At 66.6% G+C, this 16,310-nt stretch carries 14 protein-coding genes; 9 read left to right on the top strand and 5 right to left on the bottom strand.

Translation table 11 applies throughout. The features are described 5' to 3' along the window. Positions 1-28: 28 nt before the first annotated feature. The 4 genes from BW39_RS13450 (at position 29) to tatC (ending at position 2,318) form a co-directional block, all read left to right on the top strand. Positions 29-391: a histidine triad nucleotide-binding protein gene (locus BW39_RS13450; RefSeq protein ID WP_012207351.1), complete on the top strand. Its 363-nt coding sequence runs from the start codon at positions 29-31 to the stop codon at positions 389-391. A 193-nt stretch (positions 392-584) separates the two neighbouring features. After that, positions 585-824 (top strand): Sec-independent protein translocase subunit TatA, encoded by a 240-nt coding sequence (gene tatA, locus BW39_RS13445; RefSeq protein WP_013800780.1) that lies wholly within the window; start codon positions 585-587, stop codon positions 822-824. A gap of 21 nt (positions 825-845) precedes the next feature. Next, a complete protein-coding gene (tatB, locus tag BW39_RS13440; RefSeq protein ID WP_012207353.1) occupies positions 846-1,343 on the top strand; it encodes a Sec-independent protein translocase protein TatB in 498 nt (165 codons plus the stop codon). A gap of 150 nt (positions 1,344-1,493) precedes the next feature. After that, on the top strand, positions 1,494-2,318 hold the full coding sequence (gene tatC, locus BW39_RS13435; protein ID WP_013800779.1) for a twin-arginine translocase subunit TatC: 825 nt from the start codon (positions 1,494-1,496) through the stop codon (positions 2,316-2,318). Positions 2,319-2,528: 210 nt separating this feature from the next. Here tatC and BW39_RS13430 read toward each other — a convergent pair whose 3' ends face one another. The 4 genes from BW39_RS13430 to BW39_RS13415 all read right to left on the bottom strand — a co-directional run bounded on the left by BW39_RS13430 (position 2,529) and on the right by BW39_RS13415 (position 10,598). Beyond that, positions 2,529-4,004 (bottom strand): glutamate synthase subunit beta, encoded by a 1,476-nt coding sequence (locus tag BW39_RS13430; RefSeq protein ID WP_043822251.1) that lies wholly within the window; start codon positions 4,002-4,004, stop codon positions 2,529-2,531. A 69-nt stretch (positions 4,005-4,073) separates the two neighbouring features. Continuing rightward, complete coding sequence (locus BW39_RS13425) at positions 4,074-8,804, bottom strand: glutamate synthase-related protein (RefSeq protein ID WP_013800777.1); 4,731 nt, start codon at positions 8,802-8,804, stop codon at positions 4,074-4,076. A gap of 188 nt (positions 8,805-8,992) precedes the next feature. Then, positions 8,993-9,703, bottom strand: coding sequence for a transposase (locus tag BW39_RS13420; RefSeq protein ID WP_043822249.1), 711 nt, complete (start codon positions 9,701-9,703; stop codon positions 8,993-8,995). A 55-nt stretch (positions 9,704-9,758) separates the two neighbouring features. Beyond that, the gene (locus BW39_RS13415; RefSeq protein WP_043822246.1) at positions 9,759-10,598 is read right to left on the bottom strand and encodes an IclR family transcriptional regulator domain-containing protein; all 840 of its coding nucleotides are present in this window, start codon (positions 10,596-10,598) and stop codon (positions 9,759-9,761) included. Positions 10,599-10,684: 86 nt separating this feature from the next. Between BW39_RS13415 and BW39_RS13410 the strand changes: the two genes are divergently transcribed. The 5 genes from BW39_RS13410 (at position 10,685) to BW39_RS13390 (ending at position 15,265) form a co-directional block, all read left to right on the top strand. Further along, entirely contained in the window at positions 10,685-11,386 is a 702-nt protein-coding gene (locus BW39_RS13410; protein ID WP_012207359.1) for a 3-oxoacid CoA-transferase subunit A, read from the top strand. Between the two features lie 26 nt (positions 11,387-11,412). Further along, a complete protein-coding gene (locus tag BW39_RS13405; protein ID WP_026062883.1) occupies positions 11,413-12,072 on the top strand; it encodes a 3-oxoacid CoA-transferase subunit B in 660 nt (219 codons plus the stop codon). A 74-nt stretch (positions 12,073-12,146) separates the two neighbouring features. Continuing rightward, complete coding sequence (pcaF, locus tag BW39_RS13400; protein WP_043822244.1) at positions 12,147-13,358, top strand: 3-oxoadipyl-CoA thiolase; 1,212 nt, start codon at positions 12,147-12,149, stop codon at positions 13,356-13,358. A gap of 7 nt (positions 13,359-13,365) precedes the next feature. After that, positions 13,366-14,106, top strand: coding sequence for an SDR family NAD(P)-dependent oxidoreductase (locus BW39_RS13395; RefSeq protein WP_043822242.1), 741 nt, complete (start codon positions 13,366-13,368; stop codon positions 14,104-14,106). A 151-nt stretch (positions 14,107-14,257) separates the two neighbouring features. Continuing rightward, entirely contained in the window at positions 14,258-15,265 is a 1,008-nt protein-coding gene (locus tag BW39_RS13390; protein ID WP_043822241.1) for a Bug family tripartite tricarboxylate transporter substrate binding protein, read from the top strand. Positions 15,266-15,424: 159 nt separating this feature from the next. Here the strand turns inward: BW39_RS13390 and BW39_RS13385 are convergent, their stop codons facing one another. Then, positions 15,425-16,222, bottom strand: coding sequence for a hypothetical protein (locus tag BW39_RS13385; protein ID WP_043822239.1), 798 nt, complete (start codon positions 16,220-16,222; stop codon positions 15,425-15,427). Positions 16,223-16,310: the final 88 nt, after the last annotated feature.

Here is a 16,310-nt window from a genome sequence, read left to right as displayed (position 1 = left end):
GCCAGCTTCCCAGGATTCCTGTAGCGCCATGCACGACCACGACCCGAACTGCCTGTTTTGCCGCATCACCAAGGGCGAGATCCCTTCCCGCAAGGTCTATGAGGACGAGGACGTCTTCGCCTTCCACGACATCCATCCCGGCGCGCCCATCCACTTCCTGATGGTGCCCAAGAAGCACATCCCCTCCATGGCCCAGGTCCAGGCCGAGGACGCCCCGCTGCTGGGCCGCCTGATGGCGCTGGCGCCCCGCCTGGCCGCCGAGCAAGGCTGCAACCCGTATCCCGACGGCGGCTTTCGCCTGGTGGTCAACACGGGCACCGAAGGCGGCCAGGAAGTCCACCACCTGCACATCCACGTCATGGGCGGCCCCCGCCCCTGGCTCAAGGGCTGAAACTCAAGGGCTGAAAACGCCGCAGCGGCCATGCTGCCTGCGGCAGACGGCTGACGCCCGGCACAAGGTGGCCCGTCTCTTGCTTGAGGCACCCCCTGTTTCTTGCGTCGGCCAAACGGCTTTTGTGGGGCCTTGCGAACTGCCGCCATGGCCCGGCGTCTAAAATGACCTGCAATTCTTAGGAGAGATTCTCATGGGCTCGTTTTCCATCTGGCATTGGCTGATCGTCCTGGCCATCGTGGTTCTGGTGTTCGGCACCAAGAAGTTGAAGAACATCGGTTCCGACCTCGGCGGCGCCGTCAAGGGCTTCAAGGACGGCGTGAAGGACGGCTCGACCTCCACCGACACTCCCGCAGCCGCTCCCGGCCAGGTCGCCGGCCAGACGGCTGCCGACAAGACCACCATCGACGTCGAAGCCAAGCAAAAGAGCTGATGGCCCGCACGCCAAGCTTCCATGTTTGATATTGGCCTTTCCAAGATGGCGCTCATCGGTGCCGTGGCCCTCGTGGTCATCGGTCCCGAGAAGCTGCCGCGCGTGGCGCGTACCGTCGGCACCCTGCTGGGCAAGGCCCAGCGCTATGTCTCCGATGTGAAGGCCGAGGTCAACCGTTCGATGGAACTCGACGAGTTGCGCAAGATGAAGGACACCGTGGAGGGTGCGGCGCGAGACGTCGAGCAATCCATCCACACTTCGGCCGCCAACTTCGAGAAGGACTGGAACGAGTCCACGGCATCGCTCAACGGCACGTCTTCCTCGTACGACTCCTCTTCCTACGGCTCCGACAGCGATACGTACAGCGCCGTGGCGCCGGCCTACCGCCACCCGGGCAAGAACTGGCGCCTCAAGCGTGCCGCCGTGCCCCAGTGGTACAAGGCCCGCGCCGGCGTGCGCACCAAGGCGCAGTCGGGCGCGGCGCGCGTGGCGCGCTTTCGCCCCCAGAAGTCCCGCTGAAGATGCCGGCGCGCCGCGGGCCACGAGGCAACCAGCCCAGCCTCTGCCACCCGGGCACCCGCCATTGCCGAATCCTGCCCGATCCGTCGGGCTTTCTGCTTTTCACCCCAGGTCCGTGGATGCCCTTGCGGCCCGCCGCGGTTTCGCACCATGTCCGACATTCCACCTAAAGACGACGAGCTGGCAGGCACCGAGCAGCCTTTCGTCCAGCACCTGATGGAGCTGCGCGACCGCCTGCTCTATTGCATCTACGGCATCGGTCTGGCGATCGCCGTGCTGGCCGTGTGGCCCGGCCCCAACGGGCTGATCGACTTCATCGCCCACCCGATCAAGGCCCACATGCCGCCCGATGCCAAGCTCATCGCGGTGGGCGTGTTCACGCCCTTCTTCGTACCGCTCAAGGTGCTGATGATGGTGGGCGTGCTGGCCGTGCTGCCCTGGATCATGTACCAGATGTGGGCCTTCGTGGCGCCCGGCCTGTACAGCCATGAAAAGCGCTTTGCGCTGCCGCTGATCATCTTCGGCAGCCTACTGGCCTATATCGGCATCGCCTTCGTGCAGTTCTTCGTGCTCGACAAGATGTTCGCCTTCATCCAGGGCTTCACCCCGGACAGCGTGGCGGCCACGCCGGACATCGCCTCGTATGTAGAGGCCATCCTGTCGCTGTACCTAGCCTTTGGCCTGGCCTTCCAGGTGCCCATCGTGGTCATGCTGCTGGTGCGCTTCGGCCTGGTGGACATCGCCAAGCTCAAGTCCTTCCGCGGCTACTTCATCGTGGTGGCCTTCATCATCGCCGCCGTGGTCACGCCGCCCGACGTGATCTCCCAACTGGCCCTGGCCATTCCGATGTGCATTCTTTACGAAATAGGCATCCTGGGCGCCGGCTGGTTCAGCCGCGTCTCCAAGGCGCCGGAAGAAGAAGCCGAACCCGGCACCGCAGTGGACAAGCCCGCAGAGGATAAGCCCTCCCCCTGAGTCGCTTCGCGCCTTCCCCCAGAGGGGGACGACACCCTCGGTGCGGGGCGGCGCGGCCGGCCCAGGCCCTTCCTCGGTGTCCCTCGCTTTAGGGCGCGCCAGTTTCAAGGGCCTATGCTGAAACACGAGGAATCTGTAATAAAAAGCCCTTGGTTCATCACCAAGGGCTTTTTCTTTGTCTATGGCCAAGCCCCTTCCGGGGTTGGCATCTCACCGAGGCAGGTCGGACGCGCCCATCAAGAATTCATCGATGGAGCGAGCGGCCTGGCGGCCTTCGCGGATGGCCCAGACCACCAGGGACTGGCCGCGGCGCACGTCGCCGGCGGCGAAGAGCTTGGGCACGCTGGTGGCGTAGCCGCCCGTGAAGTCGGTGGTGGCCTTGGCGTTGCCGCGGGTGTCCTTGTCCACGCCAAAGGCGTCGAGCACAGCCTGCACGGGGCTGACGAAGCCCATGGCCAGCAGCACCAGGTCGGCCTTGAGCACCTGCTCGCTGCCGGGCACCTCGACCATCTTGCCGTCCTTCATCTCGATGCGCACGGTCTTGACGGCCGTGACCTGGCCCTTCTCGCCGATGAATTCCTTGGTGGCGATGGCGAACTCGCGCTCGCAGCCTTCCTCGTGGCTGGAGCTGGTGCGCAGCTTGATCGGCCAGTAGGGCCAGACCAGGGGCTTGTTCTCCTGCTCGGGCGGCATGGGCATCAGCTCGAACTGGGTCACGCTGACGGCGCCATGGCGGTTGCTGGTGCCCACGCAGTCGGAGCCGGTGTCGCCGCCACCGATGACGATGACGTGCTTGCCATCGGCCCGCAGCTGGCCCTTGAGCTTGTCGCCGGCGTTGACCTTGTTTTGCTGCGGCAGGAACTCCATGGCGAAATGGATGCCCTTGAGTTCGCGCCCCGGCACGGGCAGGTCGCGCGACTGCTCGGCACCACCGGTCAGCAGCACGGCGTCGAACTCGGCCATGAGCTGCTCGGGGCTGACGGTTTCCTTGGCCCAGTTGGTGACCTTGGAGTCTTCGCCCAGGCCGTCCTTGCCCGCCACCAGCACGCCGGTGCGGATCTTGACGCCTTCGGCCACGAGCTGCTCGACGCGGCGGTCGATGTGCGACTTCTCCATCTTGAAGTCGGGAATGCCGTAGCGCAGCAGGCCGCCCACGCGGTCGTTCTTCTCGAACAGCGTGACATCGTGGCCGGCGCGCGCCAGTTGCTGCGATGCGGCCAGGCCTGCGGGGCCTGCGCCGACCACGGCGACCTTCTTGCCGGTCTTGCGGCTGCTGGGCAGGGGCTTGACCCAGCCTTCGGCCCAGGCACGGTCGATGATGGCGTGCTCGATGGACTTGATGCCCACGGCGTCGTCGTTGATGTTCAGCGTGCAGGCGGCCTCGCAGGGCGCGGGGCAGATGCGGCCCGTGAACTCGGGGAAGTTGTTGGTGCTGTGCAGCACGGCGCTGGCGCTCTTCCAGCCGCCGTGGAAGACCAGGTCGTTGAAGTCCGGAATGATGTTGTTGACCGGGCAGCCGCTGTTGCAGAACGGCGTGCCGCAGTCCATGCAGCGCGCGCCCTGGATCTTGGCCTGGCTGTCATCGAGGCCGATGACGAATTCCTTGTAGTGCTTCACGCGCTCGACGACGGGCGCGTAGCCCTCCTCGAGGCGCTCATATTCCATGAAGCCGGTGGTCTTTCCCATGATTCGTTGTCCTGATGTGTGGGGTGCAGGGATGGATGCGGGCCGCTGCCCGCATCCTTCGCTTCCTTGTTATTTGGCGGCCACGGCTTCCTTGGCGTGTTCCTCGACCTCGGGCGTGGCGGGCTCTTCCATCACCTGGCGCTCGTACATCTCGGACAGGGCGCGCTTGTACTCGCTGGGGAAGACCTTGACGAACTTGGAGCGTGCCGCTGCCCAGTTGTCCAGCAGGTCGCGGGCGCGCTTGGAGCCGGTCCAGCGGCTGTGCGCCTCGATCAGTGCGCGCAGCTGGCGTTCGTCGGTTTCGCGGCGGTGCCAGACGGCGGGCGAGACCTGGGCCAGGTGCTCGTCGTGGGGCAGCACCTGGTCCAGCGAGACGGACGCCTTGTTGCAGCGCTCGGCGAAACGGCCATCCTCGTCATACACATAGGCCACGCCGCCGCTCATGCCAGCCGCGAAGTTGCGGCCCGTCTTGCCCAGCACCACCACCGTGCCGCCGGTCATGTATTCGCAGCCGTGGTCGCCAACGCCCTCGACCACGGCCGTGGCGCCCGACAGGCGCACTGCGAAACGCTCGCCGGCCACGCCGCCGAAGAAGGCCTCGCCGCTGGTGGCGCCGAACATCACGGTGTTGCCGACGATGGTGTTGGTCGTCGTGTCGCCGCGGAATTCATGGCTGGCATGCACCACCACGCGGCCGCCGGACAGGCCCTTGCCCGTGTAGTCGTTGGCATCGCCGCGCAGGTTCAGCGTGATGCCGTTGCACAGGAAGGCGCCGAAGGACTGGCCGCCCGTTCCCTCGAAGTGGATGCGGATGGTGTCATCCGGCAGGCCTTCGGGATGCACGCGCGTCACGGCACCGGAGAGCATGGCGCCCACGGAGCGGTTCACGTTGCGCGCCACTTCCATGATGCGCACGCGCTCGCCGTTCTCGATGGCGGGCTTGCAGCGCTCGATGAGCTTCACGTCCAGCGCCTTGTCCAGCAGGTGGTCCTGCTTTTCGACATGGAAGCGCGCCACGTCGGCGGGCACTTCGGGCTGGGCGAACAGGCGCGAGAAGTCCAGGCCCTGGGCCTTCCAGTGCTGCAGGCCCTTGCGGGTGTCCAGCAGGTCGGCACGGCCGATCAGGTCGTCGAACTTGGCAACGCCCAGCTGGGCCATGATCTGGCGCACTTCCTCGGCGATGAAGAAGAAGTAGTTCACCACATGCTCGGGCTTGCCCGAGAACTTGGCGCGCAGCACCGGGTCCTGCGTGGCCACGCCCACGGGGCAGGTGTTCAGGTGGCACTTGCGCATCATGATGCAGCCCTCGACGACCAGGGGCGCCGTGGCGAAGCCGAACTCGTCGGCGCCCAGCAGCGCGCCGATGACGACGTCACGGCCGGTCTTCATCTGGCCGTCGGCCTGAACGCGGATACGGCCGCGCAGGCGGTTGAGCACCAGGGTCTGCTGGGTCTCGGCCAGGCCGATTTCCCAGGGCGAGCCCGCATGCTTGATGGACGACCAGGGCGATGCGCCCGTGCCGCCGTCATGGCCTGCGATGACCACGTGGTCGCTCTTGCACTTGGCCACGCCGGCCGCGATGGTGCCCACGCCCACTTCGGACACGAGCTTGACCGAGATGTCGGCATGCGGTGCCACGTTCTTCAGGTCGTGGATCAGCTGGGCCAGATCCTCGATGGAGTAGATGTCGTGGTGGGGCGGGGGCGAGATCAGGCCGACGCCGGGCACGGAGTGGCGCAGCTTGCCGATGTAGTCGGACACCTTGCCGCCGGGCAGCTGGCCGCCTTCGCCGGGCTTGGCGCCCTGGGCCATCTTGATCTGCACCTGGTCCGAGGACGACAGGTATTCGGCCGTGACGCCGAAGCGGCCCGATGCCACCTGCTTGATCCTGGAGCGCAGCGAGTCGCCGTCCTGCAGCTCGATGTCGGCCTCGACCTTGTCGGCGCCGATGATGGAGCCCAGGGTCTCGCCCTTCTTGATCGGGATGCCCTTGAGCTCGTTGCGGTAGCGCTGGGGATCTTCCCCGCCTTCGCCGGTGTTGCTCTTGCCGCCGATGCGGTTCATGGCCACGGCCAGCGTGGCATGGGCCTCGGTGCTGATCGAGCCCAGCGACATGGCGCCCGTGGCAAAGCGCTTGACGATGTCCTTGGCCGACTCGACCTGGTCCAGCGCAATGGCCTTGGCCGGGTCGAACTTGAACTCGAACAGGCCGCGCAGCGTCATGTGGCGCTTGCTCTGGTCGTTGATCAGCTGGGCGTATTCCTTGTACGTGCTCCAGTTGTTGGAGCGCGTGGAATGCTGCAGCTTGGCGATGGCGTCGGGCGACCACATGTGCTCTTCGCCACGGGCGCGCCAGGCGTATTCGCCGCCGGCGTCCAGCATGGTCTCCAGCACGGGATCGTCACCGAAGGCCGCGCGGTGGTTGCGGATGGTTTCCTCGGCGATCTCGAAGACGCCGATGCCCTCGACGCGGCTGGCCGTGCCCGTGAAGTACTTGTCCACGGTGTCGCTGTTCAGGCCGATCACCTCGAACAGCTGGGCGCCGCAATAGGACATGTAGGTGGACACGCCCATCTTGGACATGATCTTGGACAGGCCCTTGCCGATGGCCTTGACGTAGTTGTAGATGGCCTTGTCGGCCGACAGGTCGCCGCCCAGCTCCTTGTGCATGTCGGCCAGGGTTTCCATGGCCAGGTAGGGATGCACGGCCTCGGCGCCGTAGCCTGCCAGCACGGCGAAGTGGTGCACCTCGCGCGCCGTGCCCGTTTCCACGACCAGGCCGGCCGTGGTGCGCAGGCCCTCGCGCACCAGGTGCTGGTGGATGGCCGACAGCGCCAGCAGCGCGGGGATGGCCACCTGGGTGGCGCTCACATGGCGGTCGCTGATGATCAGGATGTTGGCGCCGCCCTTGATGGCGTCCACGGCCTGCGCGCACAGCGATGCCAGCTTGGCTTCCACGCCCTGCTTGCCCCAGGACAGCGGGTAGGTGATGTCGATCGTTGCGCTCTTGAACTTGCCCTGCGTGTGGCGTTCGATGTCGCGCAGCTTGGCCATGTCGGCGAAGTCCAGCACGGGCTGGTGCACTTCGAGACGCATGGGCGGGTTGACCTGGTTGATGTCCAGCAAGTTGGGCTTGGGTCCGATGAAGGACACCAGCGACATCACGATGGCTTCGCGGATGGGGTCGATCGGCGGGTTGGTCACCTGCGCGAACATCTGGCGGAAGTAGTTGTACAGCGGCTTGTTCTTGTCCGACAGCACGGCCAGCGGGCTGTCGTTGCCCATGGAGCCGATGCCTTCCTCGCCGTTCTTGGCCATGGGGGCCAGCAGGAACTTGATGTCTTCCTGCGTGAAGCCGAAGGCCTGCTGGCGCTCGAGCAGCGGCAGGCTGGCGGCCTCAGGGCCGGCATGGGTGTCACCGCCCACGCTGCCCAGCTTGATGCGCAGGTTCTCGATCCACTGCTTGTAGGGCTTGGTGTTGACGATGTTGGCCTTGAGCTCGTCGTCCTCGATCAGGCGGCCCTGCTCCAGGTCGATCAGCAGCATCTTGCCGGGCTGCAGGCGCCACTTGCGCACGATGGAGCTGTCGGGCACGGGCAGCACGCCGGCCTCGGACGCCAGGATGACCAGGTCGTCATCGGTGATCACGTAGCGCGAGGGGCGCAGGCCGTTGCGGTCCAGCGTGGCGCCGATCTGGCGGCCGTCGGTGAACACGATGGAGGCCGGGCCGTCCCAGGGCTCCATCATGGCGGCGTGGTATTCATAGAAGGCGCGGCGGCGCTCGTCCATGGACTCGTGCTGTTCCCAGGGCTCGGGAATCATCATCATCACGGCCTGGCTGATGGGGTAGCCGGCCATGGTCAGCAGTTCCAGGCAGTTGTCGAACGTTGCCGTGTCGGACTGGCCAGCGAAGCTGATGGGATAGAGCTTCTTGAGGTCCTCGGCCAGCACGGGCGAGGCCATCACGCCCTCGCGGGCCAGCATCCAGTTGTAGTTGCCGCGCACGGTGTTGATTTCACCGTTGTGGGCCACGTAGCGGTAGGGGTGGGCCAGCGGCCACTCGGGGAAGGTGTTGGTCGAGAAGCGCTGGTGCACCAGGCCGATGGCCGAGACGCAGCGCTCGTCGGACAGGTCGTTGTAGTACACGCCCACCTGGTCGGCCAGCAGCAGGCCCTTGTAGACCACGGTGCGGCTGCTCATGCTGGGAACGTAGTATTCCTTGCTGTGCTTGAGCTTGAGGTTCTGGATGGCGGCGCTGGCCGTCTTGCGGATCACGTACAGCTTGCGCTCCAGCGCGTCCTGCACGATCACGTCCGCGCCGCGGCCGATGAAGACCTGGCGCAGGATGGGTTCCTTTTCCTGGACCGTGGGCGACATGGGCATATCGCGGTTCACGGGCACATCGCGCCAGCCCAGCAGGACCTGGCCTTCGGCCTTGATGGCGCGCTCCATCTCCTGCTCGCAGGCCAGGCGCGAGGCATGCTCCTTGGGCAGGAAGATCATGCCCACGCCGTACTCGCCCGCGGGCGGCAGGGCCACGCCCTGCTTTGCCATCTCTTCGCGGTAGAGCTGGTCGGGAATCTGGATCAGAATGCCCGCGCCATCGCCCATGAGCTTGTCGGCACCCACGGCGCCGCGATGGTCGATGTTTTCGAGGATCTTGAGCGCGCCGGTGACGATGTCATGGCGCTTGACGCCCTTGATATGTGCAACAAAGCCGAGGCCGCAGGCGTCGTGCTCGTTGCTCTTGGAGTACAGACCGTGGTCTTGGAGATGCTTGATCTCGGCAGCCGTCGTCATGGCGGAATCCTCAAATTTTTCGCAGGGAACGCAAGATTAAGGCAAGGCATCACCTCATGCAATAAATTTATATAAGGGTCAGATCCCAATTAATTCCAGAACAAAAAAATCGGAAATTAATAAGGGACATATTTATTTCACAAAGGCCTGCAGTGAGGAATCAAGCACTTGCAAGCTATCAGTGGGTACTAACGCACTGTTGTGGTGCGCTCATTGGTCCGTCCGGGCGGACGGCCGGCGCGCTGGCGGGTCACACGGCGCTCGGTGCGCTGTTGTAAATCGGCAATGAATTGCTCATCGCCCAGCGCCCAGCCTCGCAGCGCCGACTGGCTGATGCGTTCGGCGTCGTCGGCGCCAACCCCCTCTTCCACGGCTTCCACATAGGCTGCATCCCGCGCAAACGGGGTGTTGCCCAGCTCCCAGAACACGGCATGCGGCTGGATCAGCGCGTCGCTGCGCAGGCCGGCGTTGTGCGCGTAGCTGGACCAGGGCCAGTCGGCCGGCCGCTGGACCAGGCCGGCGCGCACGGGGCTGTCGTCCATGAAGACCATGGTGGGCAGCAGCCAGCTGGGCTGCAGCACCGTGCCGCGATAGCGGCCTTCCCACAGCGTGCCGCTGCGGCCGTGTCGGTCGTTGAAGTAGCGCACATAGCGCCGGCCCACGGCCTGCATGAACTTGGGCAGGCCATCGCTGGTGCGGGGCGTGGCCAGCAGGTGGAACTGGCTGGGCAGCAGCACGTAGGCATGCACGGCCAGCTCGCAGCTGCGCGCCATCTCGCGCAGCAGCCCCAGCATGGTTTCCCGGTCCTGGGCATCGATGAAGATGTCCCCGCCGTTGTTGCCGAGCTGGATGATGTGGTGCGGCAGATCCGCAAGGGTGAGTCGGGGCAGGCGGGCCATGGTGCGAGTGCGGGGCGTGGATCGGCAATTATGGAGCGCTGCGCCGCCCGCCGCCCTACAGGGAAAGCCGCGATGAGGCCCGCAGCAGCTGGCTCACCAGCTGCGTGGCGGCCAGCAGCCGGGGCAGCAGTTGCCCGCGCATCATCTCGGCGCTGTTGCGGTTGGCCTGGCCACTGATGTTGAGCGCAGCCACGGTGCGCCCGGCCGCGTTCTTCACGGGCGCCGCGATGGAGATCAGGCCTTCGGCCAGTTCCTGGTCCACCAGGGCCCAGCCCTGGGCGCGCACCTCCAGAATGCGCTGGCGAAGGCGGTCATCATCCTGCTCGGTCAGGGCCGTGAACTGCCGGCGCTCGCGCGCATCCAGCAGGGCCTGCAGGGATTCATCGCTCTCGCCGGCCAGCAGCACGCGACCCATCGAGGTCCAGCAGGCCGGCAGGCGCGAGCCAACGCCGAGGTTGGTGCTCATGATCTTGTGGGTGTGCACGCGCAGCACATAGACGATGTCGCCCCCATCGAGCACGGCGGCCGAGCAGGACTCCTTGACCTCGTCGACCAGGTTTTCCATCACGGGCTCGGCCAGGTTCCAGACCGGGGTGGAGCTGAGGTAGGCAAAGCCCAGTTCCATGATGCGCGGCGTGAGCTGGAACAGCTTGCCGTCGCTCTTCACATAGCCCAGCGTCTGCAGCGTCAGCAGGATGCGCCGAGCCCCGGCACGCGTGAGCCCCGTGCGCGCCGCCACCTCGCTGAGCGTCTGCGCAGGCGCCTCGGCGCTGAACGAGCGGATCACGCCCAGGCCGCGCGCGAAGGACTGCACATAGCTGTCGCCGGGGCGCGGCGTGCCGCCCTCTTCTTCAACCCCACCTGTGGAAATTACGGAAGCGGCATTTTTTTCCATGGCTCTATAATTCTTTCTGCGAACTTTTGTTCTACATACGAACATTTTAGCGCAGCGCCAGCGGCCTGCATACCGGAGACAAGCAAGTGATCAACAAAATCACCGACACCATCGCCGAGGCGTTGTCGGGCGTCCAGGACGGCTCCACCGTGCTGATCGGGGGCTTCGGCACCTCAGGCAATCCCACCGAACTCATCGACGGCCTGATCGCCCAGGGCGCACGCGAGCTGACCGTGGTCAACAACAACGCGGGCAACGGAGACCAGGGCCTAGCCGCCCTGCTCAAGAGCGGCCAGGTGCGCAAGATCATCTGCAGCTTCCCCCGCCAGGTGGACAGCTGGGTGTTCGACGACCTGTACCGCAGCGGCAAGATCGAGCTGGAACTCGTGCCCCAGGGCAATCTGGCCGAGCGCCTGCGCGCCGCCGGCGCCGGCATCGGCGGCTTCTTCTGCCCCACGGCCTATGGCACGGAGCTGGCCAACGGCAAGGAAACGCGCGAGATCAACGGCAAGCACTATGTGCTGGAGCATCCCATCCACGGCGACGTGGCACTGGTCAAGGCCGAGAAGGGCGACCGCTGGGGCAACCTCACCTACCGCATGTCGGCCCGCAACTTCGGGCCCGTGATGGCCACGGCGGCCAAGCACACGATCGCCACCGTGCACGAGATCGTGGAGCTGGGCGCGCTGGACCCCGAGGCCGTGGTCACGCCCGGCATCTACGTGAGCCAGATCGTGAAGATCGACCGCGTGGCCACCCAGGCCGGCGGCTTCAAGAAAACCGCATGAGCGCCCCAACCGCCGAAAGCAAGAGCATGAGCAGCTACCAGAAACGCAGCAAGCAAGAGCTGGCCCGGCGCGTGGCCGAAGACATCTTCGACGGCGCCTACGTCAACCTGGGCATCGGCATGCCCACCCAGGTGGCCAACCACATCCCGGCCGGCCGCGAGGTCATCCTGCAAAGCGAGAACGGCATCCTGGGCATGGGCCCGGCGCCCGCCGAAGGCCAGGAGGACTATGACCTGACCAATGCCGGCAAGCAGCCCGTCACCCTGCTGCCGGGCGGCTGCTATTTCCACCATGCCGACAGCTTCGCCATGATGCGCGGCGGCCACCTGGACATCTGCGTGCTGGGCGCCTTCCAGGTCTCGGCCACGGGCGACCTGGCCAACTGGAGCACGGGCGAGGCCGGTGCCATTCCCGCCGTGGGCGGCGCCATGGACCTGGCCGTGGGTGCACGCCAGACCTGGGTGATGATGGACCTGCTGACCAAGACCGGCGAATGCAAGGTCGTCGAGGCCTGCAGCTATCCGCTCACGGGCCTGTCCTGCGTCAAGCGCATCTACACCGACCTGTGCACGCTGGAATGCACGCCCGAGGGCCTGCGCCTGATCGACACCGTGCCCGGCCTCTCGCACGCCGAGCTGCAGTCCATCGTGGGCCTGCCCATCAAGGACGCGACGGCCACGGCCTGATCCCTCAGCTCCCCACCCAGTGGGTGCGCTGCGGCGCACCCCGGCACCTCTTCATTCTTTTTCCAGGAGACACCATGAGCCAGTCCAACCAGGCCTTCATCTGCGACGCCATCCGCACCCCCTTCGGCCGCTACGGCGGCGCCCTGTCCCCGGTGCGTGCCGATGACCTCGGCGCCGTGCCGATCAAGGCGCTGATGGAGCGCAACCCCGGCGTGGACTGGACGGCCGTGGCCGACGTGCTCTACGGCTGCGCCAACCAGGCCGGCGAAGACAACCGCAACGTGGCGCGCATGTCCGCCCTGCTGGCAGGCCTGCCCATCGATGTTCCGGGCGCCACCATCAACCGCCTGTGCGGTTCGGGCCTGGACGCCGTGGGCACGGCCGCGCGCGCCATCAAGGCGGGCGAGGCCCGCCTGATGATCGCAGGCGGCGTGGAAAGCATGAGCCGTGCGCCCTTCGTCATGCCCAAGGCCGAAAGCGCCTTCAGCCGCAGCAACGCCGTGTACGACACCACCATCGGCTGGCGCTTCGTCAACAAGCTGATGAAGCAGCAGTACGGCGTGGACTCCATGCCCGAGACGGCAGAGAACGTGGCCGACGACTTCAAGATCGAGCGCGAAGCCCAGGACCGCATGGCCCTGGCCAGCCAGCAAAAGGCCGCCGCCGCCATCGCGGCCGGCTACCTGGCCAAGGAAATCGTGTCCGTGTCCATTGCCCAGAAAAAGGGCGACGCCATCGTGGTGAGCCAGGACGAGCATCCGCGCGCCACCACGATCGAGGCGCTGGCCAAGCTCAAGGGCGTGGTGCGCCCGGATGGCACGGTGACGGCCGGCAATGCCAGCGGCGTGAACGACGGCGCCTGCGCCCTGCTGCTGGCCAACAAGGAAGCCGCCCAGCAATACAACCTGGTGCCCCGCGCCCGCGTGGTCGGCATGGCCGTGGCCGGCGTGGCGCCGCGCATCATGGGCTTCGGCCCCGCGCCCGCCGTGCGCAAGGTGCTGGCCCTGACCGGCCTGACGCTGGAGCAGATGGACGTGATCGAGCTGAACGAAGCCTTCGCCGCGCAGGGCCTGGCCGTGCTGCGCGATCTGGGCATTGCCGACGACGACCGCCGCGTCAACCAATGGGGCGGCGCCATTGCGCTGGGCCATCCGCTGGGCGCCTCCGGCGCGCGCCTGGCCACCACCGCCGTGAACCAACTGCACACGCTGGGCGGCCGCTACGCGCTGTGCACCATGTGCATCGGCGTGGGCCAGGGCATTGCCGTGATCCTGGAAAAGGTCTGAGACTGCGATGAGCACCGTGGATAACAAGACACCCGTCACCGTGGTCAGCGGCGCCAGCAACGGCATCGGCCGTGCCATCGCCGATGCCCTGCTGGCCCAGGGCCGCGCCGTGGTCAACCTCGACTACGTGCTGCCCGAATGGAGCCACCCTCTGCTGGTGAGCTACCAGGCCGACCTGACCAGCGAGCAGGCCACCGCCGAGGCGGCAGCCCGCATTGCCGCCGCGCACAACGTGGTGGCCCTGGTCAACAACGCGGGCGCCACGCGCCCCGGCACCATCGACAACGCCAGCACCCAGCATCTCGACGACGTGGTGGGACTGCACCTGCGCGCGCCCATGCTGCTGGTGCAGGCCTTCCTGGCCACACTGCGTGCCTGCGGCGAGGGGCGCATCGTGAACATGTCCTCGCGCGCCGCGCTGGGCAAGCCCGACCGCATCGTCTACTCGGCGACCAAGGCGGGCCTGATCGGCCTGACGCGCACCCTGGCCATGGAACTGGGCCGCGACCGCATCACGGTCAACGCCCTGGGCCCCGGCCCCATCGCCACCGAGCTGTTCACCAAGAGCAACCCCGAAGGCGCGCCGCAGACCCAGCGCATCCTCAACAGCATTGCCGTGGGCCGCATGGGCACACCGGAAGACGTGGCCCGTGCCGCGCTGTTCTTCCTGTCGCCCGACAACGGCTTCGTCACCGGCCAGGTGCTCTACATCTGCGGCGGCACCACGCTGGGCGTGGCGCCCGTCTGACCGAGCGCCTTCCCAGGCACAACACCCTTCAAGAAGAACCACTGGAAGCGCCCGCCTGCACAGGCGGGCGCCACACAGGGCCCTGCCCTGGCCCAGCCCGACCTTGCCGGGCCCGGCCATCCACCTTATTGCCGAATCAGGAGACCTCTCGATGTCCGATCAAACCACCCACTTCACCCGCCGCCGTGGCCTGCAGGCGCTGGCCGCCGCATCCCTGACCGCCCTCGGCGCCCTGTCCGGCACCGCCGCCCTGGCCCAGGAAGGCTTCCCCAGCAAGCCCATCACCATCCTCGTGCCCTTTGCCGCTGGCGGCACCACCGACATCCTGGCGCGCATCGTCGCCCAGGCGCTGCAGCAGGAGCTGGGCCAGACCGTGATCGTGGACAACAAGCCCGGCGCTGGCGGCAACATCGGCGCCGTGGCCGCCGCACGTGCACCGGCCGACGGCTACACGCTGTTCATGGGCACCGTGGGCACGCATGCCATCAATGCCGCGCTCTACGCCAAGCCCGGCTTCGACCCCATCAAGGACTTCTCGCCCCTGACGCGCGTGGCCAACGTGCCCAACCTGCTGGTGGCCCACCCCAGCCAGCCGTTCAAGACCGTCAAGGAAATGATCGCCTACGCGCGCGCCAATCCCGGCAAGCTGAACTACGGCTCCTCGGGCAGCGGCAGCTCCATCCACCTGTCGGGCGAGCTGTTCCGCTCCATGACGGGCCTGGACATGGTGCACGTGCCCTACAAGGGCAGCGCCCCGGCCATCACCGACCTGCTGGGCAACCAGATCGCCATCATGTTCGACAACATGCCCTCGGCCATCCAGCATGTGCGCTCGGGCAAGCTGCGTCCCATCGCCGTGACCACGGCCAAGCGCTCGCCCGAACTGCCCGATGTGCCCACCGTGGCCGAATCCGGCGTGCCCGGCTACGAGGCCACTTCGTGGTTCGGCCTGTGGACCCAGGCCAAGACACCCGCCGCCGTGCAGCAGCGCCTGTACACGGCCATTGCCAAGGTGCTCAAGGACCCGGCCGTGGTCAAGAAGATCAACGACCAGGGAGGTGATGTCGTGATCGACACGCCGGCCGAATTCCTCGCCTACATCAAGGCCGAATCGACGAAGTGGAGCAAGGTCGTAAAAGACTCTGGAGCGCAGGTGTAACTGGCCTCCCCCTGAGCCGCTGCGCGGCTTCCCCTTGAAGGGGGACGGCGCCCCTGGTGTTAGGCTGCGCCGGTTTCCAGCGCCATGCGTTTGAGCATTGAAATGGGGAATAAAAAAGAGCTGCCTCCGGGCAGCTCTTTGCATTGGGGTGTCAGGTGCTCAATCCAGCAAGTCGGAGTAGTCGCCCTTGTCATAGCCTTCGATGGCCTTCCAGGGCTGGGCCAGCGGGGCGGGCAGCTTGGTGGCGGTGACCACGATGCGCTCGGTGCCGTGGGAGTCGCTGCGTTCCACGCGGCGGGCGAACTGGTTGGCCACGTCCCAGTCGATGACGGTGGTCTGCTCGCCTGCCGTGCCGCGGTAGCGCTGCACGCCGTTGTGCGGCTTGCCCACGCGTTCCATGCCCTGCAGCGCGGTGGGAGGCACGATCCAGTACACGTTGTCGAAGGAGCCGCCGTAGCCGACGTTGCCGTGGTGGGCCAGGTCCACGCTGATGACGCGGCGCAGCTTGGCCAGGATGACTTCCACGCCGACCTTGCCGTCATCGGCGCGGCGGATGGACAGGGGTGCGGCGCGGGCTTCGTCATGGGCGTGGCCGGCGTGCGGGCCGTGGGCATGGTCATGGCCGTGGTCCTGGCTCTGGCGCAGGGCGGAGGGCATTTCCCGCTCTATCCACAGCTGGGCCTTGCGGCGGTAGACGCGGTTGGTATAGACGCTGCTGCGCTGCACGCCGTCGCTGCCCACGCTCATGGCTTCGTAGGTGATGCGTAGGTCGGCTTCGGGCGTGGCCTGCACGGCGGCCGTGGTGCGGGCCACGGAATCCGCAGGGACTGCGGCCGTGGGTGCGGATGCCGCCGCCTTGGCCGGCTCGGCGGCCCATGCAGCGGAGACGGAACAGGCCAGCAGCGCGGCCGCGTAGATGTGGCGCGCCGCACGCGGCGCCGGAAGGGAAAGCGTCATGGAATCCAGCCAATGCGAAAAAACCGGGGCCGGGCACACGCATGTGCCACGGCTCCGGCCAGGGGTTGGCAAGCAGCCAACGAAGGAA

Origin of the sequence: Delftia sp. RIT313 (assembly GCF_000632165.1) — a bacterium.
GTDB classification, from domain to species: domain Bacteria; phylum Pseudomonadota; class Gammaproteobacteria; order Burkholderiales; family Burkholderiaceae_C; genus Comamonas; species Comamonas acidovorans.
Note: the sequence above shows the minus strand (reverse complement) of the source record. Positions and strands in the feature narration are given on the sequence as shown.

Excerpts from the sequence above, each read along its gene's own strand:
- BW39_RS13450 (WP_012207351.1), top strand. The coding sequence starts at position 29 with ATGCACGACCACGACCCGAACTGCCTGTTTTGCCGCATCACCAAGGGC.
- tatA (WP_013800780.1), top strand. The coding sequence starts at position 585 with ATGGGCTCGTTTTCCATCTGGCATTGGCTGATCGTCCTGGCCATCGTG.
- tatB (WP_012207353.1), top strand. The coding sequence starts at position 846 with ATGTTTGATATTGGCCTTTCCAAGATGGCGCTCATCGGTGCCGTGGCC.
- tatC (WP_013800779.1), top strand. The coding sequence starts at position 1,494 with ATGTCCGACATTCCACCTAAAGACGACGAGCTGGCAGGCACCGAGCAG.
- BW39_RS13430 (WP_043822251.1), bottom strand. The coding sequence starts at position 4,004 with ATGGGAAAGACCACCGGCTTCATGGAATATGAGCGCCTCGAGGAGGGC.
- BW39_RS13425 (WP_013800777.1), bottom strand. The coding sequence starts at position 8,804 with ATGACGACGGCTGCCGAGATCAAGCATCTCCAAGACCACGGTCTGTAC.
- BW39_RS13420 (WP_043822249.1), bottom strand. The coding sequence starts at position 9,703 with ATGGCCCGCCTGCCCCGACTCACCCTTGCGGATCTGCCGCACCACATC.
- BW39_RS13415 (WP_043822246.1), bottom strand. The coding sequence starts at position 10,598 with ATGGAAAAAAATGCCGCTTCCGTAATTTCCACAGGTGGGGTTGAAGAA.
- BW39_RS13405 (WP_026062883.1), top strand. The coding sequence starts at position 11,413 with ATGAGCAGCTACCAGAAACGCAGCAAGCAAGAGCTGGCCCGGCGCGTG.
- pcaF (WP_043822244.1), top strand. The coding sequence starts at position 12,147 with ATGAGCCAGTCCAACCAGGCCTTCATCTGCGACGCCATCCGCACCCCC.
- BW39_RS13395 (WP_043822242.1), top strand. The coding sequence starts at position 13,366 with ATGAGCACCGTGGATAACAAGACACCCGTCACCGTGGTCAGCGGCGCC.
- BW39_RS13390 (WP_043822241.1), top strand. The coding sequence starts at position 14,258 with ATGTCCGATCAAACCACCCACTTCACCCGCCGCCGTGGCCTGCAGGCG.
- BW39_RS13385 (WP_043822239.1), bottom strand. The coding sequence starts at position 16,222 with ATGACGCTTTCCCTTCCGGCGCCGCGTGCGGCGCGCCACATCTACGCG.